Consider the following 26,287-nt stretch of genomic DNA (forward strand, 5'->3'; position numbering starts at 1 on the left):
GTCCGAACAAGGTGCGAACGAAAGAGGACTCAGAGTGGAAGGAGAGTGGAAGGAGAGTGGAACAAGAGTATAGCATGAGCAGCTCAAGAATTATTTGATAACAAGGCCCTGTGGCTAGGTAAGCATAGGCTTAACGGCCCGTCATTGTTAGTACAAGTCGGGGTGGGTGTTGTAAAAATTGTAATTATTAAAAAACATCAGAGAAATTTAGGTAATTATAAGCCTGTTTCTTTGTAATTATCTATATTTGCAACAAAATTGAAATTTTAATATCCCCAATAAAGAATAGCAATATGGAAAGAGATCAATCCATTTTTAATCTAATTGCCGACGAGCTGAAACGCCAAGAAGAAGGTATTGAGCTTATCGCTTCGGAAAACTTTGTTAGCAAGCAGGTTATGGAAGCCGCTGGTTCTGTTTTGACAAACAAATACGCAGAAGGCCTACCAGGAAAACGTTACTATGGTGGTTGTGAAGTAGTCGATAAAATCGAAACTATCGCAATTGACCGTGCTAAAGAACTATTTGGTGCTGAATGGGTGAACGTTCAGCCACACTCTGGCGCACAAGCAAATGCTGCGGTATTCTTGGCAATCTTGAAACCAGGTGACAAAATCTTAGGATTCGATCTTAGCCATGGTGGTCACTTGACACATGGTTCTCCAGCTAACTTCTCAGGAAAATTATATCAACCATTGTTCTATGGTGTGAAAGAAGATACAGGTTTGATCGATTACGAACAGCTTGAAGAAACTGCTCGTCGTGAAAAACCAAAAGTGATAATCGTAGGCGCATCTGCTTATTCTCGTGATTGGGATTATGCGCGTATCCGTAAGGTAGCTGATGAAATCGGTGCTCTAGTAATTGCTGATATCTCTCACCCTGCTGGATTGATCGCTCGTGGGTTATTGAACGATCCACTTCCTCACTGTCATATCGTTACCACAACGACGCACAAAACATTGCGTGGTCCTCGTGGAGGTATGATCATGGTGGGTAAGGACTTTGAAAATCCTTGGGGCATCAAAACTCCAAAAGGTGAGACACGTACTATTACGCAGTTATTAGATCTTGCTGTTTTCCCAGGAACTCAAGGTGGTCCATTGGAGCACACAATTGCTGCTAAAGCAATCGCATACGGTGAAGCTCTTTCTGATGATTATTTACAGTACATCAAACAAGTAAAATCTAATGCAGCTGCATTAGCTCAGTTCTTTGTGGATAAAGATTACAAAATCATTTCCGGAGGTACTGATAACCACTTAATGTTGGTTGACTTGAGAAACAAAGATATTTCAGGTAAAGAAGCTGAAGCAGTTTTAGAACTAGCAGGTATCACGACCAACAAAAACATGGTTCCTTTCGATACACGTTCACCATTCGTTACTTCAGGTGTTCGTTTCGGTACTGCAGCGATTACAACTCGCGGCATTAAAGAGAACGAAATCGTTCAGATCGGTGAATTGATCGATGAGGCATTGAACAGTCGTTCGGACAATGCTGCGCTTGACCGTATCCACGGAAAAGTGAAGGGAATGATGGCGCAATTCCCTCTATATAAATAATAGAGTAAGAAATAACAATTATGTGGCTCCAAGGGATAACTTTGGAGCCATTTTTGTGATAAAAATTGAATGTGAAGAAATGTTAAAATACCTAACCTTTTTTTGAATAATCGGAAATTTTAGTTCTCTTTGATTTGACAACTTTAAACAAAATGCCTATCGGAACACGACTACGCTTAAACTAAAATATTACAAAGACATAGAAAACTCTTACAAGATTTGTGGAGGCATAATTATGAAACTATTGAATAAAAAGAGTGACCAGGAATTGGTCCAAGCGTATGTAAAAGGTGAAGAGAGAGCCTTACAAGTGCTATTAGAACGTTATAAAACGAAAATCTATACATCAATATATCATCAAGTAAAGGATCAATACCTTGCTGAGGATATATTTCAAGAGACATTCATCAAGGTAATCAATACCCTGAAAGCAGGCAGATACAATGATGAGGGAAAGTTTCTTCCTTGGGTCATGCGTATTGCTCACAACATGGTGATTGACCATTTCAGAAGAGAGAAGCGAGCGCCAAATGTAGTAAACAATGACGGCTTCGATATCTTTGAAGTATTGCAATTCTCGGATGACAGTGTAGAGATGAAAATGGTAAAGGACCAACGCGATGTTGACCTTAAGAAAATCATTCAACTACTTCCGGATGATCAAAAAGAAGTATTGATCATGCGCCTTTTCTGTGATATGAGCTTTAAGGATATTGCCGATATTACAGAAGTAAGCATCAACACAGCATTGGGAAGGATGAGATATGCATTGAGTAATCTTCGGAAAATGATTGAGGAGAATAACATGATGTTTCAATTAGGATAATTAAATAGGATAAATAGAAAAGGCCTGCAAGTATTGCGGGCCTTTTTCATGTCTGTACATTTGGTTTGATTTCTGTCAATTTGTCTATTTTATGTACATTTCGACTTGTTTTAGTGCTATTTTTTTCTTTCTTTGTAGGGATAACAGTATTGGAATTAGTTTTGATAGTATAATTGAAAAAGAATATAAGATATTAAAGATATGTATTGGATAATTTTTATCGGAATAATGGTTGTAAGCTGGATAGTTCAGTTTATATTCAAAAATAAGTTTAAGAAATACTCGGAGATGCCATTGTCATCAGGGCTATCGGGGGCTGAGATTGCTCAAAAGATGTTAAATGATAATGGAATCAACGATGTTCAGGTCATTTCTGTGGAAGGTCAATTAACAGACCACTACAATCCTGCAAACAGGACCGTGAACTTGAGCCCTGATGTTTATCATGGTCGTTCGGTTGCGGCTGCTGCGGTTGCTGCCCACGAATGTGGCCACGCTGTTCAACATGCTACCGCTTATTCTTGGTTGCAATTTCGTTCCGCAATGGTGCCAATCGTTAGTGTAGCATCTCGTTTGACGACGTGGGTGTTGATGATTGGTGTAATCATGATGGCATTTTCAGGAAATGTTTATGTACTGGCAATAGGAGTTGGAGCATTGGCGCTGACGACCTTGTTCAGTTTTATTACATTGCCAGTAGAGTTTGATGCTTCTAACCGTGCCTTGGCTTGGTTGAATGCTTCACGTATTACCCATAGTACCGAAGAACATGATGGAGCTAAAGATGCCTTGAAATGGGCTGCCATGACTTATGTTGTCGCTGCACTTTCTGCCTTAGTTACTTTGTTGTACTATGCATCGATTCTATTCGGAAGAAGAGATTAATAATCAAAAAAATATAATGATAAGCCAAGATCGAAAGGTCTTGGCTTTTATTGTGATTATCTATAAAAAACTGCAATAATAGGGCGCCATATTGCATACAAATCTGAAATTAAAAAAGCAAAAAGCTATATTTGTAGGATAAAGTCAAATCAGGTGTTTATCAAGAATGGACAGTTGTTCACTGTCTGTTAAGCAAAGTATTGATTAATAGAAAGTTAAAAGATGTTTTCAAATCTACAGGATAAATTAGACAGAGCCTTTAAGGTTTTAAAGGGGCAGGGTAATATTACGGAGATCAACGTTGCGGAAACGATGAAGGAAATTCGCAAGGCATTATTGGATGCCGATGTGAACTACAAGACTGCAAAATCATTTACGGACGAAGTTAAAGTTAAGGCTTTAGGTCAGAACGTATTGAACAGCATTTCTCCGGGTCAATTATTGACCAAGATCATGAATGATGAGCTGACGGAATTGATGGGTGGTACAGTTACCGAACTGGAGATCACGAAGAATCCGACTATTATTTTGATTGCTGGTCTGAATGGTGCTGGTAAGACTACTTTTTCGGGTAAACTTGCTAATTTCTTGAAAGCATCGAAAAACAAGAAGCCATTATTGGTTGCTGGTGACGTTTACCGTCCTGCTGCGATTGATCAATTGGAAGTATTAGGTCAACAAGTTGGTGTTCCAGTATATGTAGATCGTGAGTCTACTGATCCAATTGGTATTGCTGTTGCCGGTGTTGAGGAAGCTAAGAGAAACGGAAATAACATTGTTATCATCGATACAGCTGGTCGTCTAGCTATTGATGAGGCTTTGATGAATGAGATTACTGCTGTAAAGGAAGCTACTCAACCTCACGAGATCCTATTTGTTGTTGACTCCATGACTGGTCAAGATGCTGTTAATACGGCAAAGGCCTTCAATGACCGTTTGGATTTCACGGGTGTAGTATTGACCAAATTAGATGGTGATACTCGTGGTGGTGCTGCCTTATCGATTAAATCGGTGGTCAATAAACCAATCAAATTTATCGGTACGGGTGAGAAAATGGAGGCATTGGATGTCTTCCACCCAGATCGTATGGCATCCCGTATTTTAGGGATGGGTGACGTTGTATCCTTGGTAGAACGTGCACAACAACAATTTGACGAAAAAGAAGCTGCAGAACTTCAGAAAAAGATCCGCAAAAATAAATTTGATTTCAACGACTTCAAATCACAGATCAAGCAGATTAAGAAGATGGGTAACATGAAGGATTTGATGGGTATGATTCCCGGCGTTGGAAAAGCAATCAAGGATGTTGAGATTGATGATGATGCATTCAAACCTATTGAGGCTATCATTGATTCTATGACTCCGTTTGAGCGTGAAAACCCAGATGCAATCGATCAAAAACGTAGAAATCGTATTGCGAAAGGTTCAGGAACTAGTATCGATGAGGTTAACAAATTGATGAAGCAGTTCTCAGATATGCGTAAAGTAATGAAACAGATGTCAAATCCTGGAATGGCAGCGAAGATGATGCGCAATATGCCAAAAATGCCAGGCAAACCATTCTAACAAGATGTTATTTACATCTTGAAATAAGATATAGGTTGCAGCAAAATCTGCAACCTTTTTTATTTATTACATATTGATTGGCGAGTTCTTTTGTATATTAGTATACATTGATTAGCCAAGAAAGCTAAAATCCTTTCAAACAATTTAAATTAATTGTTAATTTTGCAACATGGACGACCCCGGGCAGATATCGGAATATGGTAAGATACTCTTAATGGCTATCATTGGTATCGTATTGGTTTGTGCCACCATATTCTTAGCACGAATTCTGTCGCCCAAAAACCCTAATCCTATTAAGCTGAGTACTTACGAGTGTGGTGAAGAGACCACAGGAACTTCTTGGGTTCAATTTAACCCTCGTTTTTACGTTATTGCTTTAGTTTTCCTGCTGTTTGATGTGGAGTTGATTTTCATTTTTCCATGGGCTACAGTTTTTGGGAATGCTGAATTTATTGCTGCAGATTCAAGATGGGGCTGGTTTACCTTGATTGAAATGGCCATATTCTTGGGCGTCTTGATTATTGGTTTGCTTTATGTTTGGAAGAGTGGAGATATCAGTTGGATAAAACCTACACATCAAAAGCCTACCGTTCCGGTTGGAATACCATCTTCAGCGTATGAAGATTTGAATTCAAGGAAATATGAGGTCCGGGATTTTAGGGAGCAGGAAATTCAGGAAGTATTAGCTGAAAAGGCGGCTTCCCCAGTTAAGATGGGATTTAAACCTAAGTTCAAGAAACCTAATTCAGAATCATGAGTTTAGATAAGCAATTGCAACAACGTGATGGAGTTATTATCGCCAAGATGGATGACCTTCTCAATTGGGCACGTCTTTCTTCGATGTGGCCAATTAGTTTTGGTATTGCCTGTTGTGCGATTGAGATGATGGGTGCTATGGCTGCAACCTATGATTTGGACCGGTTAGGAGTTTTTCCACGTCCCTCACCAAGGCAGTCTGATGTGATGATCATTGCAGGTACTGTAACGTTCAAGATGGCAGATCGTATTAAGCGATTGTATGAACAGATGCCTGATCCGAAATATGTTATTTCGATGGGTTCTTGTTCAGATTGCGGCGGTCCGTATTGGCAGCACGGTTATCATGTTGTGAAGGGGGTTGACAAAATCATTCCAGTTGACGTTTACGTGCAGGGATGTCCACCACGACCAGAGGCACTGATAGGTGCATTTTTAGAATTACAAAAGAAAATAGAAGAACAGTCTTTACTGAAGGGGGATATTTTTCCGACGGAGGTTGAGCAAGTATAATTATGGCGAAAGATTTTTATGGTGATTTGCGCCTAGGGATTTTAGGCGGAGGCCAATTAGGTCGTATGCTGATCCAGGAAGCAATAAACTTTAATGTTAACATTCATGTTTTGGATCCTGATCCAAATGCACCTTGTAAGAAATTGTGCAATCAATTTGAAGTGGGTTCACTTTCAGATTATGATACCGTATACAATTTTGGTAAGGATTTGGATATGGTGACGATTGAGATCGAAAAGGTAAATGTGGAGGCATTGGAGGCTTTGGAAAATGAAGGGGTACTCGTATTCCCTCAATCTAGAGTTATCCGCTTAATTCAGGATAAAGGATTGCAAAAACAATTCTTTAAACAAAATGACATCCCAACTTCCGCCTTTCAATTTGTTTCCAATAGAGAAGGTTTGACGAACTGTCAAATCCAATTGCCATATATTCAAAAATTGCGCAAGGATGGATACGATGGCAAGGGTGTTAAGAAAATCAATTCTTCAGCTGATTTTGCAGATGCGTTTGATGCGCCTAGTATCGTTGAAGAACTGGTAGACTTTGAAAAGGAGATCGCGGTGATGGTGGCTAGAAATGACAAAGGAGATATGGCAACATTCCCGATGGTAGAAATGGAGTTTAATCCTCAAGCAAACTTAGTAGAATTCCTGATTTCTCCATCTACCTATTCTTTTGATATCCAATCCAAAGCGGAGAGCATTGCGATGAAAATTGCCAACGATTTACAGATTGTAGGCGTTTTGGCTGTTGAGATGTTCTTGACCAAGGAGGGTGATATTTTAGTTAATGAATTGGCACCACGTCCCCATAATTCCGGTCATCAAACCATTGAAGGTAATTTCACCTCACAATTTGGTCAGCACTTGAGGGCGATCTTTAATTTGCCTTTGGGGAATACGGAGTCTAGGGCAAATGCGATTATGGTGAACTTGTTAGGTGAGGAGGGTTATGAAGGGTTGGCGAAATACGAAGGTATTGAGGAAGCATTAGCAATCGACGGTGTTTATGTACATTTGTATGGTAAAAAATATACCAAGCCATTCCGTAAAATGGGGCACGTAACGATTGTTAACCAAGATCGTGCAACAGCAATTGAGAATGCACGCAAAGTTCAGGAATTGATTAAAGTAATAGCATAATTATAAGATAAAATGGAAAACGCAAAAGTATCGGTTATTATGGGTAGCAAGTCTGACTTGCCAGTCATGCAGGATGCCATTGAAGTTTTAAAATATTTAGGTGTAGCCTTTGAACTGACTATAGTTTCTGCACATCGTACTCCAAAACGTATGTTTGATTTTGCGGAACAAGCTGCTAGCAGGGGGATAAAAGTTATTATCGCTGGTGCTGGTGGTGCTGCACATCTTCCGGGAATGGTAGCATCTATCACTACATTACCAGTTATTGGTGTTCCTGTGAAGTCATCTAATTCCATTGATGGTTGGGATTCTGTACTTTCAATCTTACAGATGCCAAATGGTATTCCGGTTGCTACAGTCGCTTTAAATGCCGCAAAAAATGCAGGTATTTTGGCCGCTCAGATCTTGGCAACAAGTGATGATAGCTTGGTAGCTAGAATCCAGGAATTCAAGAATGAACTGAGAGATAAAGTTGAAGAAAGCGCTGAAGAGGTAGAACGCTTGGTTTTTTAATCTTCTGATTCTAAAAATATAAAGGCGGAAAAATATTTTTCCGCCTTTTTTATTTTATTTAAAGTTCTTTTGTACGTAGTCGTAGCTCTTTTTAATACTAGCATACTTGTCAGGTGAATAGATATCATCCTGTTCAACGAATGCGTATTTGAGTCCACTTTCATTGGTAAATTGCTGAAGATTAATAAAGTTAATGCTTCCGCTTCCAACTTCCGTATATTTTATGCTTTTCATGGTTTCCATTAGGTCCAAAGTATCTCTTTTTCCAGTTTTAGGATCCACCTTGTTGATGTCCAAAGGAGTTGAGAACGCTCTGTCCATATCTTTGATATGCCATAATGGGAATCGTCCAGGATGTTTTTCAAAGTAAGATTGCGGACTTGCGCCAGCCTTAGTGATCCAGAACATGTCGAGTTCAAATGCTACCAAATCTTTTTCAGTGAATGCCAATAGGACATCTAGTCCATTTGTTCCATTTCCGAATTCTTTGAATTCCCAAAAGTGGTTATGGTATCCCATAGTGATACCAGCCTTTTTGGACATTTCCCCAGCCTTGTTCAATTGTTCGGCCATGTATTGGTAGTCTGATTGGTTCAGTTTATTCAATTTGTGCATTGGTGGTACTGGAGCGATAATGTATTCCTGTCCCAGATTATGCGCAATTTCAATATACTTTTCAATATTTTCTTTATCAGAGCTGTCTTTGTCTAGGTATTTGCCCAAATCATAGTGTCCACTATGCGTTTTCAGGTTGTTGTCATTCAATGCTTTCTTGAGTTCATCAACAGCAACGCCCCAGAAGGTTCCGGTATTAGGGTCAGCACCGTATGTTTCGACATGAGTATAGCCGATTTTGGAAACTGATTTTAATACTTCTTGAGGGTTTTGCGATAGTAGATCGCGAAGGGTGAATAACTGTAAACCGATGTTTTTAAGTGGAGAACCTGACTTCTTATTCATGCTTTCGCAAGAAATCAAGTGAGGAGCAACAAGACCGCCAACTAATCCCATGCTCGCAAGCTTTAGGAAATTTCTTCTTGATTGTGTCATGCAGAATGTTTTTTAATAAATGAATATAGCTAAATTTTTGAATAATGAAGTTCATTTTTTAAATAGTTCTACTTCTGAGCTGAGGTTCGCTAGAACTTTATTGATGCATAGCATTCTTTAATAATACATCAGCCTAGGTTTTAACAGTATACGGCATAAAAAAAAGATAATTATCAATTTTTGATAATTATCTTTTTTAGAAATAACTCTGAGATTTTTAGTTTTAAGACTACAGAGTCATGATATCTTTTTCTTTCAATTCTGCTAATTGATCAACTTTAGCGATAAAATTATCGGTAAGTTTTTGTACTTCACCTTCGCCTACTTTGATTTCGTCTTCAGAAGCACCGTCATTTTTAAGTTTTTTGATGGCTTCGTTGCTTTCTTTACGGATGTTACGAATAGCTACTCGACCTTTTTCAGTTTCTTCTTTAACTTTTTTTACTAAATCACGACGACGTTCTTCAGTAAGAGGAGGAACAGCTAAGCGGATAATTGATCCGTCATTTTGCGGGTTCAGTCCAATATTTGAGTCCATGATAGCCTTTTCAATAGTTTGAAGGAGGTTTTTTTCCCATGGTTGTACTACGATGGTTCTTGCATCTGGTGTGTTTATGTTGCTGACTTGCGATAGAGCTGTAGAAGTTCCATAGTAATCAACATAAATTCCATCAAGCATACCAGGACTAGCTTTACCTGCACGAATCTTTGTTAACTCAGATTCTGTATGAGCTACAGCTTTCGTCATACCATCTTTGCAGTCGTCCAGTTGAAGTGAAATTAATTCGTTCATATCTTGATTTATTATTTGCTTTAAATTGTTAACTAACCACTGTTCCTACATGTTCACCATTTGCCAATTTCAATAGGTTTCCTGGTTTGTTCATGTCGAAAACGATAATAGGTAGGTTGTTTTCTTGGCAAAGCGTAAATGCTGTCATATCCATAACGTTGAGTCCTTTTTCGTAGACATCGGTAAAAGAGATATGGTCAAATTTCTTCGCTGTTGGATCTTTTTCTGGATCTGCGGTATAGATTCCATCTACACGAGTTCCTTTTAATACTGCATCAGCATTGATTTCAATGGCACGTAGAGAGGCTGCAGTATCGGTGGTGAAGTAAGGGTTCCCAGTTCCTGCTCCGAAGATTACGATACGGCCTTTCTCTAAGTGACGCACAGCTCTTCTGCGAATAAATGGTTCACAGATTTGCTCCATTTTGATGGCTGTCAACAGACGGGTTTTTATTCCAACCTTTTCTAGCGCATCTTGAAGAGCCATAGAGTTGATTACGGTTGCTAACATTCCCATGTAATCCGCTTGAACACGGTCCATCCCTGCTTTTTCAGCACTTAGGCCACGGTAGATATTACCACCACCGATGACGATGGCGATTTCCATGCCTAAACTATGAAGTTCCTGAATGTCTTTTGCGTATTGTGCAACACGATTAATGTCGATACCGTAGCTTTGCTCGCCCATTAAAGCTTCGCCACTAAGTTTAAGTAGTATGCGTTTGTATTTCATATTTGCTTTTTGGAGTAGTTCCAAAAGCCAAAGATATGACTTTTTGCTTGCGATTAATTAGAAATGTTTCCTTTTTTTACCTTTTCAATAACCTCAGAATAAAAATTCTCATAGATTGGTACGATTTTGCTCAATTCAAAGTCCTTAGCACGTTGCAAAGCGTTTTCTTTAAATTCATTTAATCGTTGGCAATCTTCCAATATGTAGATTGAATTTTTTGCCATATCATCAATATCACCAACATCGCTCAAAAATCCACTAAACCCTTCTTTATTTAACTCAGGTAGACCACCAGTATTTGAAGAAACGACCGGTACCTTACATGCCATGGCTTCCAAAGCGGCTAATCCAAAGGACTCCGAACCTGAAGGCATCAAGAATAAATCGGCAATAGACAAGATCTCTTCTATGGCATCCTGTTTACCCAGGAAACGGATGCTGTCGGTGATTCCTAATTCCCTAGCCAATTCTTCAGCATTGCGACGTTCAGGACCATCTCCAACCATTAGTAGCTTACTGGGAACCTGTTGGGTTACTTTATGGAAAATACGAACCACATCCTCAACCCTTTTTACTTTTCTGAAATTTGAGGTGTGTACAATAATCCTTTCATGGTTTGGCGCAATTGCTTTTTTAAAGTGCTCGTGGTTTTTATTATGGAACCGCTGTAGGTCAATAAAATTGGGGATAACCTTAATTCCATTGTGTACATCAAAATATTCTAGGGTTTGTTCTTTCAAGTTTTCAGAAACTGTTGTAACCCCGTCTGATTGATTTATGGAGAAGGTAACAACAGGACTAAAGCTCTTGTCCTTGCCCACTAATGTAATGTCCGTACCATGAAGTGTGGTAACTACAGGGATATTGATGCCGTAAGTTTTTAGGATTTGTTTTGCTAAAAATGCTACTGAGGCATGTGGAATGGCATAATGTACATGGAGTAAGTCTAGTCCTTCAAATCGGACTACATCCACTAGTTTACTTGCCAAAGCTGTTTCGTAAGGAGGAAAATCAAATAAAGGGTATTGATTGATTGCTACCTCATGGTAAAATAAATTCTCTGAGAAAAAGTCTAACCTTGCAGGCTGACTATAGGTAATAAAATGGACCTGATGCCCATTGTTAGCCAATGCTTTACCTAATTCGGTTGCTACAACTCCACTGCCCCCAAAGGTAGGATAACATACAATGCCTATTTTCATAAGTTCTGTTTTCTTTCCTTAAAGATAAGAATGGTATCAATATAGTCGTGCAAAATTTTATGCAGAATGGAAAAAATTGTAATTTTATTACAAATGCGTGTAAATAAAGAATTATTAATTCAAGAACTGAGCTTTAAAACTTCAAGATCTGGAGGCAAAGGAGGACAAAATGTTAATAAAGTTTCCTCTAAAGTTATGTTGAACTGGGATATTGCTAATTCTCAGGCTTTTGATTCCGAACAGAAGGATTTGATTGCTGAAAGATTGTCCAATAGAATTTCCAAAGAAGGATTATTGCAATTGGACTCAAGTATCGATAGAAGCCAATTGAAAAATAAAGAATTGGTAACCGAAAGATTCTTTAATCTTATTGAAGACGCATTAAAAGTCGATGCCAAAAGAATTCCTACCAAAACGCCTAAATCCGTCATCCTAGATCGATTGGATCGGAAGAAAAAACAATCATCCAAAAAGGCGAATCGACAATGGAAATTTGACGATTAACCAATTTTTATCCCTAATTCCGATACTTTTCAAGTTTTTTAATCTTATATAAATAAAATTATTTTACTGATAATCAGTGTTTTAATTCTACATATAGTTATATAACTAAGTTTTTAGTTGTATAACTATATTTTTAGTTATATATTCGTTATATAATCGATTATAGGCAATATTGTCTTTTTTAAATATTAATAGAATAATGGACGAGTTAAAAGAACTTACAAAGGCCGAGGAGCAAATTATGCATAGTTTGTGGGATATTGGGGGTGGATTTGTCAAAGATATCATTGAAATCCTTCCTGAACCAAAGCCTGCCTATAATACAGTATCTACTATTGTACGGATTCTCGAGACCAAGGGTTTTGTGGATCATGAGTCTTTTGGAAAAAGCCATCGTTATTTTCCAAAGATTGAAAAAGAAGAATATAAAAAACTTATAACCGGAAAACTGTTACAAGGTTATTTTGAGAATTCTGCTAGCTCCATGCTCTCTTTCTTTTTGGAAGAGAAGAAATTGGATGTGCAGGATTTAGATGAGATCATGAAACTCATTCAGAAACATAAGAAATAAAATAGATCGCTATGAATTATCTATTGATATCAAACTTGGCTCTTGCATTATTTTTTCTGATCTATAGATTTGGACTTAAGAGATTGACTTTTTTCAATTTAAACCGCTGGTATTTATTGAGCAGTATTTTTATTGCCTATTTGATTCCCTTGGTTTTATTTATAGATTTCCAAGTTCCAGAAATGATGCAAGTCACTTTGCCGGTCTTGGATCTTTCCTTAAATGGAAAGGTTAATCAAGAACTGGCTCCAATTGCTGTAAATATGGTTCAGGAGAAGAATTGGATCCTAGATAATTGGGTTCGATTGTTTTATTGGATTGGTGTAATTGTAACGCTTGCATTGATAGGATATAGGATCTTACTATTGTTTTCGAAGCAATTTTCTGCGAAACAACAGGGGAGTTATTCCTTTTTCAATTCTATCAAAATTGGAGCTGAAGTCAAGGATGATTCGTTAATCAAAGCTCATGAAGAATTGCACGTTAAGCAAGGTCATAGTTATGATATACTATTTGTTGAACTCATTCGTGCATTCAATTGGTTCAATCCAGTTTTGTTTTGGATCAGGGATGAGCTTAAATTCCAACATGAGTGTATCGTAGACAATCATTTTTCTGAAGACAAGGTTGCGTATGCGGAGCTTTTGGTCGCTTATGCCATGAATATTCATCCTCATCATTTGAGCCATGAGTTTTCCAATAAATCTATTTTAAAGGAAAGGATAAAAATGATATTTAAGGATAAATCAAATTCAAAACACAGATTATTATACTTATTGATTTTGCCTATGGCTATTCTGCTTTTAGGACTGACGATCAATTGTAAATCACCAAATAAGGAGTCGAGTTCAAGTACTGCAGATACCATTGCAACCACTGGACCTGAAGCAATGACAGATTCAAGCGTTTCAAAGGTTGAAGAAGTCGCTGCTGAAACAGTGCAGGAGGAGAAGAGCAGTTCTTCTGAGCCTATTGAGGTGAGCTCAAAAAATATCGAAGAGGAAAAAATTGTTTTTCCGGAACCAAAATCAAAGGTTGATGATGTTATGGATTTTGATAAGGTTGAACTTCCAGCAGTATATCCAGGTGGATTAAATCAATTTAGAAAAACGGTATCGGAGAATGTACAATATACACAAGCTGCTATCGATGCTGGGGCGAGAGGTACTGTTGAACTAAGTTTTGTAATCGATACAGAAGGAAAGCTTCAGGATATTAAGGTGGCTAAAGATTTAGGATATGGCATGGGGCAACAAAGTATTAAAGCTTTAAAAAACACAAAAGATTGGAGGCCTGCAATCCATAATGGCAAACGTGTTGCTGTCAGATATATGCTTCCTATCAGGTTTGATCTTTCACAAATGTAAAAATTAATCAAAAACAATTAATCATTAAAGGCTTGAAGATGGATTTGTTTTTTGACCGTAAAGGTCAAAAGATGATCCATTTTTTTTAAGAAGATATTTTATGGGAATATGGATTAGGTTGCTCTTTAAGCTCCTATTGGGCATGCTATTGCTGTTGTTTTTTTCATGTCGGACGAAAGAATTTGCCAGTGATGGATATTTTACGGGGGATGTGGACAAGTATTTCAATGAAAAAGAAGCTGTCAATATATGGGTATACCGTGCTTTTCAGCCTCGGGAAACAGGTCAGAGCGGTTTGCGGACAACAAGTTACTATCCCTTGGATACTCGAATGATGAAGATGGTTGGTCTGGGTAAAAATGGTGATAAGGTCATGTTTTCTGTTGTGCCAGAGAATAGGCCAAAGTATAATATGGTTGTAGTTAAGCATAGGAAAAGACCGTTTAAAGTAGAAGGTTTTGAGGAAAAGTTTTATGAAAAGGCCCCATATTATATCAAGGATTTTTCTAATGAGGATATGATTATTAAACATGTTTATATTCCTTATGGTAATAAAGAAAGTATCAGCATGTTGTTTTATGCGCTAAAAATCGAGGATAATAACAGAGATAAGGCCTTAGACAGGTTTAATTATTTGGCAGGTATCAATGCTAAGGAATTAAAGGAAGAGGTTCAATATAAGTCTACCTGGCAGATTTTTGATTGTGAGGAAAATCAGAGAATGGATTGGACCATTCAACCTAACCTGGAATTGATGAAAGGGAGAAAGAAGATTTATTTGAAGGTATTTGATATTTATGGCCCCAATAAAACGATATCCTATTTTAAATTGATCAAGAAAGGTGAGGAAGGGGAGATAAAGTTAAAGCTATGTCCCAATGATTATGTGATGGAGTATTATGATGAAGAGGAGAAGTTGTTGGAAAGAAAGGAGTTTAGGGTTGGTGGACAGTAGGCTTTAGACAATAGACATAAGACAATAGACAATAGACATAAGACATTAGACAAAACATGGCGCCATGGTTGGTGTCTCCACCAACCATCTATTAATGCCAATGGTATGTTTTCAGTGGCAGGTGAGGACACCAGCCACGGCGAGCCAACCCCACGGGCCTTTGTGGTTTATCGCCCTGGTTGGTGTCTCCACCAACCATCTATTAAGGCCAATGGTATGTTTTCAGTGGCAGGTGAGGACACCAGCCACGGCGGGCCAACCCCACGGGCTTTTGTAGTTTATCGCAATGGTTGGTGTCTCCACCAACCATCTATTAAGGCCAATGGTATGTTTTCAGTGGCAGGTGAGGACACCAGCCACGGCGGGCCAACCTTACAGGTTTATGAGGTTTATCGCCATGGTTGGTGTCTCCACCAACCATTTATTAAGGCCAAATGGCATTTTTTCAGTGGCAGGAGGGGACACCAGCCACGGCGGGCCAACCTTACAGGTTTATGAGGTTTATCGCCATGGTTGGTGTCTCCACCAACCATTTATTAATGCCAATGGTATGTTTTCAGTGGCAGGTGAGGACACCAGCCACGGCGGGCCAACCCCACGGGCCTTTGTGGTTTATCGCCCTGGTTGGTGTCTCCACCAACCATTAAAAATTTTTAAGCTAGAAACAATTTTTCCAATTCCAATGGTGGAACATATTTGCCGTCTTTGTATACGCGCATATTTCCGCCTGATATTTCATCGATCAGGATGATTTGGTTATTTGTTTTATCATGGCCAAATTCCAATTTGATATCATATAGCTCGAGGCCTTTCTTTGCTAATTCATCTTTTACGATTCCGCAGATTTTCTTGGTCAGCTCTTTTAATTCTTGGTATTGTTGTTTGTTCAGTAGTCTAAGCATCTCCAGGGCATCCTCAGAAATAACAGGGTCTCCACGCTCATCATCCTTAATGGTTACTTCTACGAAGCTGCCCAATGGTTGACCTTCTTCACAATACGCTGCATATCTTCTCAAAAAGCTGCCAACTGCTCTATAACGGCAAATGACTTCTAGTCCTTTGCCAAATACTTTAGCATCTTTAACAATCATCTGCACCTTATCGATATCTGAAGAGATAAAATGGGTAGGAATCCCCAATTTGTTGAGCACTTTAAAAAAGTAGGTTGTCATCTTAAGGCCTGATTTTCCAGCACCTTCGATGGTCAAGCCAACTGTATTTGCTCCAGGATCGAATACGCCATTTTCACCAGTAACATCGTCCTTGAATTGCAATAGAATTTGATTGTCCCCCAGACTATAAACGTCTTTTGTTTTTCCTTGATAGATTTTTTCCATGATGGTTTCAGTTAATTAGGGCGAATTTATCAAAAAATGACCTATATGCCTAAATTATCCTCAATTCCACCTTTATTTTCAACCTTTAAAGATCTTAATTCGCGTTGTAATTCTTCAATCTTATCGATTAGGTTGCTGACAACTTCAATTCCCTGTACATTCAGGTCCAATTCATAATGCCAGGTGGAAAAACGTTCCACATGATATACCTGCTCTTCTTCTAAGAACTCTTGTTCCTCTTGCACAATGATTTCAATAAGCCCATTGTTATGGAGTTCATGAACAAATGTGCGTTCAATATTATTGGTACGGCAGATATCGATTACTCTAAATAATGTCTTTTCCATGGCTTATTTTAATGATTCCGCTAATTGTTCTACTATTTTCTTCTGTTCCTCGGTCAGGTTTGTCGGTAATTTAACGTTGATTTCCGCGTATAAATCTCCAAATTCACCATCTTTTTTATATACTGGGAACCCTTTACCTTTCAGTCTGATTTTTGTACCGTTCTGGGTTTCAGGTTTGATCTTGACATTGATCTTGCCGGTCAGCGTATCGACGATGGTTTCCCCACCAATCAAAGCCGTTGGAAGATCAACTAAGATAGAGGTGTATAGATCATTTCCTCTACGATTGAAACGAGGGTCAGGTTTCACGGAAAAAGTAATATACAAGTCTCCGTTGGGGCCACCGTTGACACCATCACCACCTTGTCCTTTAAGGCGGATTTTTTGTCCATCTTCAACACCTGCTGGAACAGTAATTCGTATATTTTTTCCGTTAACGGTAAAAGTTTGTTTGTGTGTTTGGGAAGCTTGGAGCAATGTTAAATCTACTGTGGTTTCATAGTCTTGTCCACGATAGCTTCCTCTTTTTCCAGAGGTTCTTCCTCCCCCAAATCGGGATCCAAACAGATCTTCAAAGAAGTCTGAGTATTCACCGGTGTCGTAATTTCCGTTATAATTGTTGAAGTCGAATCCTTCGAAAGGATTTCCACCGCCAGCTGAAGCTCCTCCACGTGAACCTCTTTGACGTGCATATTCTTGTTGGGCTTTTTCGTATTCCTCACCATGTTTCCAGTTTTCGCCATACTGGTCGTATTTTTTGCGTTTCTCTGGGTCGGTCAGTACCTCGTTTGCTTCATTTATTTCCTGGAATTTTTTCTTTGCACTTTCATCATTTGGATTAAGATCAGGGTGAAACTTTCTTGCCAGTTTACGATATGCCTTCTTAATATCGTCTTGACTGGCAGATTTGTCCAATCCTAAAACATTGTAATAATCTAAAAACGCCATATTGTGTATTGATTTAAAAAAAGAACAAGTATTATTGGGTTTTGTTTATTAATAGATAATATCAAATTTACAATCTAAATGTGTAAAAGTAAAGGTTGTTTAGGGAAACAAAGTAAGAATTGAACTGTTCTATTAAAAAAGAGATATTATGGATACCAATAGACTATCAAAAGCGATGGAAACATCGTTGATCAAACAGATGACCAAAGAGAATCAAGCATCTCAGATTTATTTATCCTTAGGATGCTGGGCAGATACAATGGGATATGGTGGTATAGCAAATTTTTTATTTCGCCATGCTCAGGAGGAGAGAAATCATATGATCAAGATCATGATGTATATCTTGGAAAGAGGTGGTACACCTAAAGTTGAAGGAGTTACAGAACATAAAACATTACCGAAAACGATTTCAGAATGTTTTGATATGGTTTTCCAGCATGAGGTTGATAATACGAATGCCATTTATGGTTTGGTTAATCAGTCCATGGAAGAGAAAGATTGGGCAACATGGAACTTTGCACAATGGTTTGTAAAAGAACAAATCGAGGAAGAGAAATTAGCGATGGAGTTGATTGATAAATTAAAAATTGCTGGAGGTGATCGTGCTACAGATGAATCGTTGTTTGAATTGGACAAACATTTGGGAAATGCTCCTGATGAGGTTACCTTGGCTCGTGAATCAACAGCCGATAATCCAGAATAAATACATTTTATCCAAAAATATACATGGCGCCCCATGCCATGAAACTTGAAAAACTAAGAAGGGCAGAATTTATTTCTGCCCTTTGATGTTTTGGGAAATATGTCGATTCAATCTTTACAAGATATTGGCGGCTAAGGACTTCGTGTCAATTCTAATGTCTTCTGCCTAAATTATAAAAACAGTTTCCTAATCTTGCGATTAGGATGACAGGCATGTCGTGGGAAAGGGGGCGATTTTCATTTCTATAGATATGGCATGCCGATGGCATTTAAGAGATATTTCATACCTACGGCATTTAACCTCGATGAGGTTTGTTCGCTGTGGAAGGAAGGGACACCTACCACGGCGTTAAAATTTTGGTGGTCGGTGGAGACACCGACCACGGCTGTCCTACCGACTACGACTGGCTCACAGGTGCCGATGGAGAAACCTGTCAAGGCAGTTCCAACTACCATGTCTGTGACACCTATCACGGCTATGGAATTTTGGTGGCTGGTGGAGACACCAGCCACGGCACTCCCTCTGACCACGGCACTCTCTCTGATCACGGCTGAGACTCCAGCCATGGTTGTGACATTTGCCACGGTCGGGATTTTATTTATTTGTTTGACTGATTCGATTTTGTTTTCAGGATAATGTTGGTCGTTCCTGGGTTTATCATCGAATATTGAGTTCAATAAACCAGTCAGAAAGATCAATAAGATGCTGAAGAGCTTCAAAATAATTTTTGATATCATAATTGCATCTCATTTATTTTGGTTTTCTCTGGTTGTAATAGTCAAGATTTCCAGTTAAGGTTAAAGAATTCACTCGTTTTTCTTCTGGATGTTTTCCTATGATGATATTGCTCAGACCTTGTAAGTCAGCGTTAAGAGAATCAACTTGTGTATTCTTTTCTAAAACCAATAAGCCATTATTTAATTTAACATCTAATTTTTTGGTTGAAAAATTATCGATTTCAAATCTGGATTTACCATCAACGTTTAGTTTTAAGGCTGAATAGGGAGAAGTTTTTTCTCTAGAATTTATAGATAAGTTAATTTTTGATGCGTTTTTTAGATAGATTGAATTTACCCCATTCGTAGAGCTATCATCTGGGGCAATTCCAAGGCTACCTGTTGTTCCTACAAATGTAAGTGTATAAGATTTATTAGGGTCTACATTGAGGTCTAATGATCTTCTTTCATTCGGTTGTACGGTAATAATCAAGGAATCTTTAATTTTTTCATAATGCAAATCCTTATATTGACCCATCCAAGAAGCTTTGGCACTCGTCGAATCCGAATAATAAATGTCGGTATATAAATTTTCATTGTTGCCAATGACTTTTATATGATTGATTCCATCAAGTTTTGCGTACTTAATCTCATTTGTTTTATCTAGTTTCTGAATCATTGCAGAAAAAAGATCCCTAGGTTTTCCAGTTAATTTATCTATGAATACATTTCCTTTTAAAGGTTCCATAAATACGTAGATAATCCAGATGATTAGAATGGAAGTAAATAGGAATATATTTGACTTTTTCATAATTAGTTCGATTTATAGAGTTCGATTAATTCATCGATACTGATGTTTAATAATTTTGCTGACTGAAAGAATTTTGGAGCCTCGACTTGCAGGAAGTTAGCTTTCTTTTCTTTCAGAATAATTTCAACGGCATTTTCTGCTACGAATAATCCTAGGCCACGTTTGTTGAAGATAATTTCATCTTGTTGTAGCTTGTCATAGGATCTCATGACCGTATTTGGATTAACTTCTACACTTGCGGCAAATTCTCTTACTGAAAGGATTTTTTCACCGATTGCCCATTCTCCAGTCAAGATTTTCTCCGTTACGATATCGATGATCTGTAAATAAATGGGTTTGTCTGATTCAAACTTCATCTAAACCTCCTTCTCCTTTAAAAAGTAATAAAATCCTATATAACAAAGAATGGTAGCTAATAATAGGGGACCCCAATCATAAAAATCGATATAGAATTGATTAGTTATCCGTTCTGAATATCCATTCCAGATCAATGATCTAATTGTGACACCTATAATTGCACCGAACACTATAAAAGCTGCAGAAATTAAGAGGCCATATTTGCGGAAATATAATCCAGCAAATAAGCAAAATGGAAAGAAAAGGAAGATAAGGTATAGTTTCGTGAAAAAAACCAAGGTCCATTTTGAGTTATGAAAAACAGAATATTTGCTGATCTCAGTATATAATAAACCTTTTCTATCAAATGCCCCCATTATATCATTCCAATACAGCATTTTTAAAATTGCTTCTATTGAAAAGTTCATTAATAAAATAAATAATGAGTTATAGAGCGTAATAATCAAAGTAATTATAATATATGAGGCAAGCTTCTGACCAGCACTAATCGGTAGCGTAAAGTCATAGGTTTTATAGAACAGATTAGGAATAAATAAAAGGTGCAAGAATGGGAGGATAATAACAAGCGAAACCGTCCAATTCATAAATCCTATATTGGAAATGGATATAAGAGCATTGTCATCCAATTTAGCAGGTGAATTTTTAAGAAGATCCCATATTTCTCCTGAAAAGAAAAATAGCCCTATTCCATATAATACCAATGCAATTAGCGGGATAGAGAATATGAGATATTTATGTGATGCAAAAATGCAGTTCAGATAATTAATTATTGGTTTCATAGTTCAATTGGTTTCGGGTTGTTAGTAAAAGCATTGAATAAAAACTCGATATCTAGTTTTGCTTCCTCGCCGCTATTATTTTTCACTAGATAAAAGGGGCCAGCTAAATCATCTTGCACATACAGTGCATTTTCAGCATCTGAGGGAGATTTGCTAATCTTAAATTGATTGGATAACTGATAAATATTTTTATCCAACACCAAGCTTCCATTCTTCATGATGAGTAAATGATCCAGTAGTGCATCAATATCTCTGATCTGATGCGTTGCAATTAAGAAAATTCTATTTTCATTAATATATTTTGAAAGCAGTTTTCTAAATATAGCTTTTGAGGGGATATCTAAGCCATTTGTAGGTTCATCCATTAAGAGCACGGCACTATTGCATGCTAATGCAAAAGAAAGGTGAACTTTACGGTGCTGTCCTAATGACAAAGCTTTCAGTTTGTTTTCAGTGGGGATACTGAATTCTTTGATACAGTCCAAAAATTGCTGATGGTCATATTTAGAATAAAATGCACCATATAATTTTCCGAATTGCTCAATCCCTAAATCTGGCAATTTACTGTAGTCAGGTAAAAAATAAACATCATTGAGGTATTCCGGGCAACGTTCTATACTTAAATGTCCATTGTATTCAATTGTTCCATCCTTTGGTAGTAACATGCCTACGATTAGTTTTAGAAATGTTGTCTTACCTTCTCCATTCAATCCCAACAACCCATATATATTTCCAGGTTGAAGGTCTGAATTGATATTCCAAAGGATATTCCTTTTTGGTTTATAATGATACGATAATGATTTTATGTTTAACATACCTCATGGTTTTAGTGTATTAATATGGTAGTACACTACAAATATATGCATGAGATTTTAATTTGCAAGAAAAATCAAAAAAAAAGAAGCACTCTGTTTTAGAGTGCTTCTTTTTTATACGTTCTGCGAATGATTATTGAGCAGGAGCAGGAGTTTTATCTACCACTAATTTTTTATCTCTATTAGCGATTTCCCAAGCCGTATGGAAAACAAGTTTTTCACGTTTTACCATCATAGGGAAGTCTATTTTATCCACAGTATCATTTGGAGTGTGGTAATCTGGGTGTAATCCTGAGAAGAAGAATATCACTGGAATTCCGTGCTTAGCCAAGTTGTATTGGTCAGAACGGTAATATATACGCATTGGGTCATTTGGATCGTCATACATATAATCCAATTCCATTTGCGTATATTCTTTATTTGCTTTTTCGTTGATTGCTTTTAATTCTGAGCTCAACATATCAGATCCAATTGCATGGATGTAATTATGGTTTCCTTCAAGGTGTTTATCATCGATACGACCGATCATATCCATATTCAAACAAGTCACTGTATTGCTCAATGGGAAGATAGGGTGTTGCGAGTAATAATTTGAACCCAATAAGCCTTTTTCTTCAGCAGCAAATGCCATGAATAGGATTGTTCTTCTTGGTCCTTTTCCGGCCTTTTTAGCAGCTGCGAAAGCTTTAGCAACTTCCATTACACCTACAGTACCTGAACCATTATCATCTGCCCCTGGGAAGAAAGTTCCATCAGGAAGGATTCCATCATGGTCATAGTGACCTGAGATGATGACAACCTCATCCTTTAAATCTGTTCCTTCAATTACACCTAATACGTTCGGGTCATTGAATTCTTCTTTTTTAACACCCATTTTAGCGTCTACAGAAGCTTTTACGTCAAAAGAATTTGGTTTACCTGTTGAATTGATGTTTTCTTTAACTTTCTCAATACTGGTATTTTTTGCGGCAAGGATTTGATTTGCGGTCTCTGTAGTGATATTCGCAACAGGTATTCCCATTGTCGGTTGATTTGTTTCTTCCTTGTTAGATCTAAGCGTAAATCTTCCACCTGTCAATCGATTTCCAAAACGTTCGATCATCTGTGCATTTTGGGAATTGACAGCCAAGATCATTGCAGGTTTTAATTTGCTAAGTTCTTGAATTCTTTTGAATCGGCTTGTTGACCAATCCGAAGGAGTACTATTGCCAGAGATCAATGAATTCCCGTCTTTAGTAGGTTCACCTTCATTGATAACCAATACAATCTTACCAGCAATATCTAATCCTGTTAAATCATTGTATTTATCAGATTGGATTCCGTATCCTACGAATACGAGATCAGAAGCTTTGAAATCTTGTAGATTGTTGTTTCCTTGTACAAAGAAGTCTTTACCATTGGTGAGCTTGTTGTTGTTAATGTTGAAATTTTCAACAACGTATGAAGACCTTTCCAATTCTACAGGTTGGAAATAAGATCCGTTGACTGCTGGTTTAAGGCCAAGTTCTTTGAATACATTGGCGATATATTCCACAGTTTTTTTACCACCTTCTTGTCCAGTTCCACGTCCTTCAAATTCTTTTGATGCAAGAATAGTAAGATGTTTTTTTGCTGATTCTTCTGTAAGAAGATCTGCATATTTTTTCTGATTTGCCTGTTGTGCTACCGAACAGCTGAATAATGTTGGCAACAAAAAGGATAGAATAAGATATTTTTTCATTATTGATTTAATTGGTTTTTATGCACAAGAGATTTTATTCACACGGTTAGCATGACGTCCACCTTCAAACTCAGTAGTTAGGAACGTGCGTACAATTCGTTTTGTCAAGTCTAGGTCGATAAAACGAGCAGGAATACATACGATATTTGCATCATTATGCTGACGGGCAAGGGCTGATATTTCTTCGAGCCAACAGATTGCTGCGCGGATTCCTTGGTGTTTGTTAGCCGTAATAGCTACCCCATTTGCGCTTCCACAGATTAGGATACCTAATTCATTTTCTTTGTTTTCAACACTTGATGCTACTGGATGAGCAAAATCTGGGTAGTCCACAGAATCTGCAGTAGCAGGACCAAAATCCTGAACTGTATAACCCAGTTCATTTAAGAATGTGATTAATGCTGCTTTATATTCAACTCCAGCATGATCACTGCCAATTGCGATTTTTTTAGACATGATATTTTATTTTGTATTGTAAAATTCTTTTTCTGCTAATTCTTTTGATTTCTTGACATTCGCCGAAACCATAATACTCAGTTCATACAAGATGAACATTGGAGCACTTACGGTTAATAACGTAATAATATCTGCAGTAGGTGTAATGATTGCCGCAATTACCAAAATAATAACGATTGCATATCTACGGCTGGCACGCATAAATTCCGGCGTCATAATTCCAATCTTCGATAATATAAAGATCAGGATTGGCAACAAGAATATAATTCCACAACCTAATGTTAGTGTTGCAATAGTCGATAGATAGGAATCAATTGTAATTTGATTGGTGATTTCTTCACTCAATGATACGTTAGCAAGGAAGTTTACTGACAATGGTACCACTATGTAATATCCAAACAATGCCCCAATGATAAAAAGCAATGTTGCGTAGAAGACAAATCCTCTTGCAGACTTACGTTCTATATCTGTCAATGCAGGTTTTATGAACAGCCAGATTTCAAATAGGAGATAAGGGAATCCTAGCGCTACTGCCATTAAGAGACAGGAGTTGATTTGTAACATGAACTGACCTGCCAATTCGGTATTGATGATATTAAAAGGGATCTTTTCTACACAGAAACCTTCAAGATTTAATGCAGCTCCTACCTTACACATCATTCTATAGGTCCAAAAATCCAAGTTTTTTGGTCCCATAATGATTTGGTTAAAGACGAAATCGTAGAAAGTAAACGAAAGGATTGCAAATACGGTTATTGCAATAACAGAACGGATGATATGCCATCTCAGGATTTCAAGGTGATCGAAGAAAGACATTTCTGCTTCGATGTTTTTTCCTTTGTTCTTGATTGCTTCTATAAGTTTTATATTCTTGGACATGTATTTTCTATGCAGTATCTAAAATCGTAAGAAAACAAAAATACCATTCTTCGTGAGAAGAATGGCATGTTTTGTTTATGTAAAGTAAATTTTATACAACTTCCTCATCCGGATACTCCGTAAGGTCGAAAGTCTCCATGAATTTCGTTGTGAAATTACCTGCCCTAAAGTTAGGGTCACGCATTAAACGAAGGTGTAATGGGATTGTTGTTTTGACTCCTTCAATTACGAATTCACTTAATGCACGCTCCATCGTGTTGATTGCTTCTTCACGAGTTTGCGCTACACAGATCAATTTAGCGATCATAGAGTCGTAATTTGGAGGGATTGTATATCCAGAATAAACGTGCGTATCTACACGTACTCCATGTCCGCCTGGTGAGTGGAAATTGGTGATTTTACCTGGAGAAGGTCGGAAGTTGTTAAAAGGGTCTTCCGCGTTGATACGACATTCAATTGCATGCATGGTTGGCTCATAGCTTTTTCCTGATATCGGAATACCAGCAGCAACTTTTATTTGTTCTTTGATTAAGTCGAAGTTGATTACTTCTTCAGTTACCGGATGCTCTACTTGAATACGGGTATTCATTTCCATAAAATAGAAGTTGCGGTGTTTGTCTACCAAGAATTCGATAGTTCCAGCGCCTTCATATTTAACGGCTTTTGCTCCTAATATAGCTGCTTCACCCATTTTAGCACGCAATTCAGGTGTTATAAATGGAGATGGAGCTTCTTCGACTAATTTTTGATGTCTTCTTTGGATAGAACAGTCACGTTCAGAAAGGTGACAAACTGTTCCATATTGATCACCAATTACTTGGATTTCGATGTGGCGAGGGTCTTCGACATATTTTTCAAGGTACAAGCCATCGTTTCCGAAAGCTGCACTTGACTCTTGGCGTGCTGAATCCCAAGCTGGTTCAAATTCTTCATCTTTCCAAATGATACGCATACCTCTACCACCGCCTCCGGCTGTTGCTTTAAGGATTACAGGGTATCCCATTTCTTTGGCGATTTTGAGACCAGTTTTTACATCAGGTACAAGACCATCTGATCCTGGGATTGTTGGTACACCTGCTTTTTTCATGGTTTCTTTAGCCGATGCTTTGTCTCCCATTTTTTCGATCTGTTCAGCAGTAGCACCGATAAATTTGATGCCATATTCTGCACAGATAGCGGAGAATTTTGCGTTTTCGGACAAGAATCCATATCCAGGATGGATTGCATCAGCATTTGTTAATTCTGCTGCTGCAATAATATTTGGGATATTTAAATAAGAATCTTTACTAGCAGGAGGGCCGATACAAACCGCTTCATCCGCAAAGCGAACGTGTAAACTATCGCGATCTGCAGTAGAATATACTGCGACACTTTGAATTCCCATTTCCTTACAGGTACGGATAATACGAAGTGCAATCTCGCCTCTATTTGCAATTAATATTTTTTTGAACATAATACTGTATGATATAACACTT

At 37.8% G+C, this 26,287-nt stretch carries 29 protein-coding genes; 13 read left to right on the forward strand and 16 right to left on the reverse strand.

Annotated elements, in window-relative coordinates:
* The first annotated feature begins 293 nt into the window (after positions 1-293).
* From glyA to purE, 8 genes are all read left to right on the forward strand, one after another.
* Positions 294-1,565, forward strand: a complete 1,272-nt coding sequence (glyA, locus tag CRT24_RS14805; protein ID WP_099371990.1) for a serine hydroxymethyltransferase — start codon at positions 294-296, stop codon at positions 1,563-1,565.
* Between the two features lie 235 nt (positions 1,566-1,800).
* Complete coding sequence (locus CRT24_RS14810) at positions 1,801-2,391, forward strand: RNA polymerase sigma factor (RefSeq protein ID WP_099371991.1); 591 nt, start codon at positions 1,801-1,803, stop codon at positions 2,389-2,391.
* A 201-nt stretch (positions 2,392-2,592) separates the two neighbouring features.
* Positions 2,593-3,276 (forward strand): zinc metallopeptidase, encoded by a 684-nt coding sequence (locus tag CRT24_RS14815; RefSeq protein ID WP_099371992.1) that lies wholly within the window; start codon positions 2,593-2,595, stop codon positions 3,274-3,276.
* A gap of 222 nt (positions 3,277-3,498) precedes the next feature.
* Positions 3,499-4,842, forward strand: coding sequence for a signal recognition particle protein (gene ffh / locus CRT24_RS14820; RefSeq protein ID WP_099371993.1), 1,344 nt, complete (start codon positions 3,499-3,501; stop codon positions 4,840-4,842).
* A 169-nt stretch (positions 4,843-5,011) separates the two neighbouring features.
* The gene (locus CRT24_RS14825) at positions 5,012-5,599 is read left to right on the forward strand and encodes an NADH-quinone oxidoreductase subunit A (protein ID WP_099371994.1); all 588 of its coding nucleotides are present in this window, start codon (positions 5,012-5,014) and stop codon (positions 5,597-5,599) included.
* Positions 5,596-6,111 carry an NADH-quinone oxidoreductase subunit B gene (locus tag CRT24_RS14830; protein ID WP_099371995.1) on the forward strand — a complete coding sequence of 172 codons (516 nt, stop codon included), beginning with the start codon at positions 5,596-5,598 and terminating at the stop codon, positions 6,109-6,111. Before CRT24_RS14825 ends, CRT24_RS14830 begins: the two co-directional genes overlap by 4 nt.
* 2 nt (positions 6,112-6,113) lie before the next feature.
* Positions 6,114-7,256: a 5-(carboxyamino)imidazole ribonucleotide synthase gene (locus CRT24_RS14835; protein ID WP_099371996.1), complete on the forward strand. Its 1,143-nt coding sequence runs from the start codon at positions 6,114-6,116 to the stop codon at positions 7,254-7,256.
* Positions 7,257-7,268: 12 nt separating this feature from the next.
* The gene (gene purE / locus CRT24_RS14840; RefSeq protein WP_099371997.1) at positions 7,269-7,769 is read left to right on the forward strand and encodes a 5-(carboxyamino)imidazole ribonucleotide mutase; all 501 of its coding nucleotides are present in this window, start codon (positions 7,269-7,271) and stop codon (positions 7,767-7,769) included.
* Positions 7,770-7,823: 54 nt separating this feature from the next.
* Here the strand turns inward: purE and CRT24_RS14845 are convergent, their stop codons facing one another.
* The 4 genes from CRT24_RS14845 to bshA all read right to left on the reverse strand — a co-directional run bounded on the left by CRT24_RS14845 (position 7,824) and on the right by bshA (position 11,547).
* Entirely contained in the window at positions 7,824-8,819 is a 996-nt protein-coding gene (locus CRT24_RS14845) for a sugar phosphate isomerase/epimerase (RefSeq protein ID WP_099371998.1), read from the reverse strand.
* 229 nt (positions 8,820-9,048) lie between these two features.
* Positions 9,049-9,612, reverse strand: a complete 564-nt coding sequence (gene frr / locus CRT24_RS14850) for a ribosome recycling factor (protein ID WP_099371999.1) — start codon at positions 9,610-9,612, stop codon at positions 9,049-9,051.
* A 28-nt stretch (positions 9,613-9,640) separates the two neighbouring features.
* A complete protein-coding gene (gene pyrH, locus CRT24_RS14855) occupies positions 9,641-10,345 on the reverse strand; it encodes a UMP kinase (protein WP_099372000.1) in 705 nt (234 codons plus the stop codon).
* Between the two features lie 53 nt (positions 10,346-10,398).
* Entirely contained in the window at positions 10,399-11,547 is a 1,149-nt protein-coding gene (bshA, locus tag CRT24_RS14860) for an N-acetyl-alpha-D-glucosaminyl L-malate synthase BshA (protein WP_099372001.1), read from the reverse strand.
* Positions 11,548-11,613: 66 nt separating this feature from the next.
* Between bshA and arfB the strand changes: the two genes are divergently transcribed.
* From arfB to CRT24_RS14880, 4 genes are all read left to right on the forward strand, one after another.
* Positions 11,614-12,051, forward strand: coding sequence for an alternative ribosome rescue aminoacyl-tRNA hydrolase ArfB (gene arfB / locus CRT24_RS14865; protein WP_257214058.1), 438 nt, complete (start codon positions 11,614-11,616; stop codon positions 12,049-12,051).
* 199 nt (positions 12,052-12,250) lie between these two features.
* Positions 12,251-12,622: a BlaI/MecI/CopY family transcriptional regulator gene (locus CRT24_RS14870; RefSeq protein ID WP_099372002.1), complete on the forward strand. Its 372-nt coding sequence runs from the start codon at positions 12,251-12,253 to the stop codon at positions 12,620-12,622.
* An 11-nt stretch (positions 12,623-12,633) separates the two neighbouring features.
* Positions 12,634-13,989, forward strand: a complete 1,356-nt coding sequence (locus tag CRT24_RS14875) for a TonB family protein (RefSeq protein ID WP_099372003.1) — start codon at positions 12,634-12,636, stop codon at positions 13,987-13,989.
* 100 nt (positions 13,990-14,089) lie between these two features.
* A complete protein-coding gene (locus tag CRT24_RS14880) occupies positions 14,090-14,944 on the forward strand; it encodes a hypothetical protein (RefSeq protein WP_099372004.1) in 855 nt (284 codons plus the stop codon).
* Positions 14,945-15,597: 653 nt separating this feature from the next.
* On the opposite strand, the gene CRT24_RS14890 is transcribed toward CRT24_RS14880, so the two are convergent.
* Genes CRT24_RS14890 through CRT24_RS14900 form a run of 3 tightly spaced genes read right to left on the reverse strand, consistent with a single transcriptional unit; the run spans position 15,598 to position 17,576 of the window.
* A complete protein-coding gene (locus CRT24_RS14890; RefSeq protein WP_099372006.1) occupies positions 15,598-16,281 on the reverse strand; it encodes a phosphoribosylaminoimidazolesuccinocarboxamide synthase in 684 nt (227 codons plus the stop codon).
* A gap of 41 nt (positions 16,282-16,322) precedes the next feature.
* On the reverse strand, positions 16,323-16,628 hold the full coding sequence (locus tag CRT24_RS14895) for a chaperone modulator CbpM (RefSeq protein ID WP_099372007.1): 306 nt from the start codon (positions 16,626-16,628) through the stop codon (positions 16,323-16,325).
* 3 nt (positions 16,629-16,631) lie between these two features.
* Positions 16,632-17,576 carry a DnaJ C-terminal domain-containing protein gene (locus CRT24_RS14900; RefSeq protein WP_099372008.1) on the reverse strand — a complete coding sequence of 315 codons (945 nt, stop codon included), beginning with the start codon at positions 17,574-17,576 and terminating at the stop codon, positions 16,632-16,634.
* A gap of 148 nt (positions 17,577-17,724) precedes the next feature.
* Here CRT24_RS14900 and CRT24_RS14905 point away from each other — a divergent pair, with 148 nt between their 5' ends.
* On the forward strand, positions 17,725-18,279 hold the full coding sequence (locus tag CRT24_RS14905) for a ferritin (protein WP_099372009.1): 555 nt from the start codon (positions 17,725-17,727) through the stop codon (positions 18,277-18,279).
* Between the two features lie 242 nt (positions 18,280-18,521).
* On the opposite strand, the gene CRT24_RS14910 is transcribed toward CRT24_RS14905, so the two are convergent.
* The 9 genes from CRT24_RS14910 to accC all read right to left on the reverse strand — a co-directional run bounded on the left by CRT24_RS14910 (position 18,522) and on the right by accC (position 26,265).
* Positions 18,522-19,016 (reverse strand): hypothetical protein, encoded by a 495-nt coding sequence (locus CRT24_RS14910; RefSeq protein WP_099372010.1) that lies wholly within the window; start codon positions 19,014-19,016, stop codon positions 18,522-18,524.
* Between the two features lie 13 nt (positions 19,017-19,029).
* Positions 19,030-19,806: a hypothetical protein gene (locus CRT24_RS14915; RefSeq protein ID WP_099372011.1), complete on the reverse strand. Its 777-nt coding sequence runs from the start codon at positions 19,804-19,806 to the stop codon at positions 19,030-19,032.
* 2 nt (positions 19,807-19,808) lie between these two features.
* Positions 19,809-20,162, reverse strand: coding sequence for a GntR family transcriptional regulator (locus tag CRT24_RS14920; protein WP_099372012.1), 354 nt, complete (start codon positions 20,160-20,162; stop codon positions 19,809-19,811).
* Complete coding sequence (locus CRT24_RS14925; RefSeq protein WP_099372013.1) at positions 20,163-20,942, reverse strand: hypothetical protein; 780 nt, start codon at positions 20,940-20,942, stop codon at positions 20,163-20,165.
* Complete coding sequence (locus tag CRT24_RS14930) at positions 20,939-21,757, reverse strand: ABC transporter ATP-binding protein (protein WP_099372014.1); 819 nt, start codon at positions 21,755-21,757, stop codon at positions 20,939-20,941. The genes CRT24_RS14925 and CRT24_RS14930 overlap by 4 nt, the downstream gene beginning before the upstream one ends.
* A 133-nt stretch (positions 21,758-21,890) precedes the next feature.
* Complete coding sequence (locus CRT24_RS14935) at positions 21,891-23,477, reverse strand: M28 family peptidase (protein ID WP_099372015.1); 1,587 nt, start codon at positions 23,475-23,477, stop codon at positions 21,891-21,893.
* A gap of 18 nt (positions 23,478-23,495) precedes the next feature.
* On the reverse strand, positions 23,496-23,933 hold the full coding sequence (gene rpiB, locus CRT24_RS14940) for a ribose 5-phosphate isomerase B (protein WP_099372016.1): 438 nt from the start codon (positions 23,931-23,933) through the stop codon (positions 23,496-23,498).
* A gap of 6 nt (positions 23,934-23,939) precedes the next feature.
* Positions 23,940-24,812 (reverse strand): twin-arginine translocase subunit TatC, encoded by an 873-nt coding sequence (tatC, locus tag CRT24_RS14945; RefSeq protein ID WP_099372017.1) that lies wholly within the window; start codon positions 24,810-24,812, stop codon positions 23,940-23,942.
* Positions 24,813-24,903: 91 nt separating this feature from the next.
* Positions 24,904-26,265 carry an acetyl-CoA carboxylase biotin carboxylase subunit gene (gene accC / locus CRT24_RS14950; protein ID WP_099372018.1) on the reverse strand — a complete coding sequence of 454 codons (1,362 nt, stop codon included), beginning with the start codon at positions 26,263-26,265 and terminating at the stop codon, positions 24,904-24,906.
* Positions 26,266-26,287 lie beyond the last annotated feature (22 nt).

The organism is Sphingobacterium sp. 1.A.5 (assembly GCF_002734235.1).
Taxonomy (GTDB): Bacteria; Bacteroidota; Bacteroidia; order Sphingobacteriales; family Sphingobacteriaceae; genus Sphingobacterium; species Sphingobacterium daejeonense.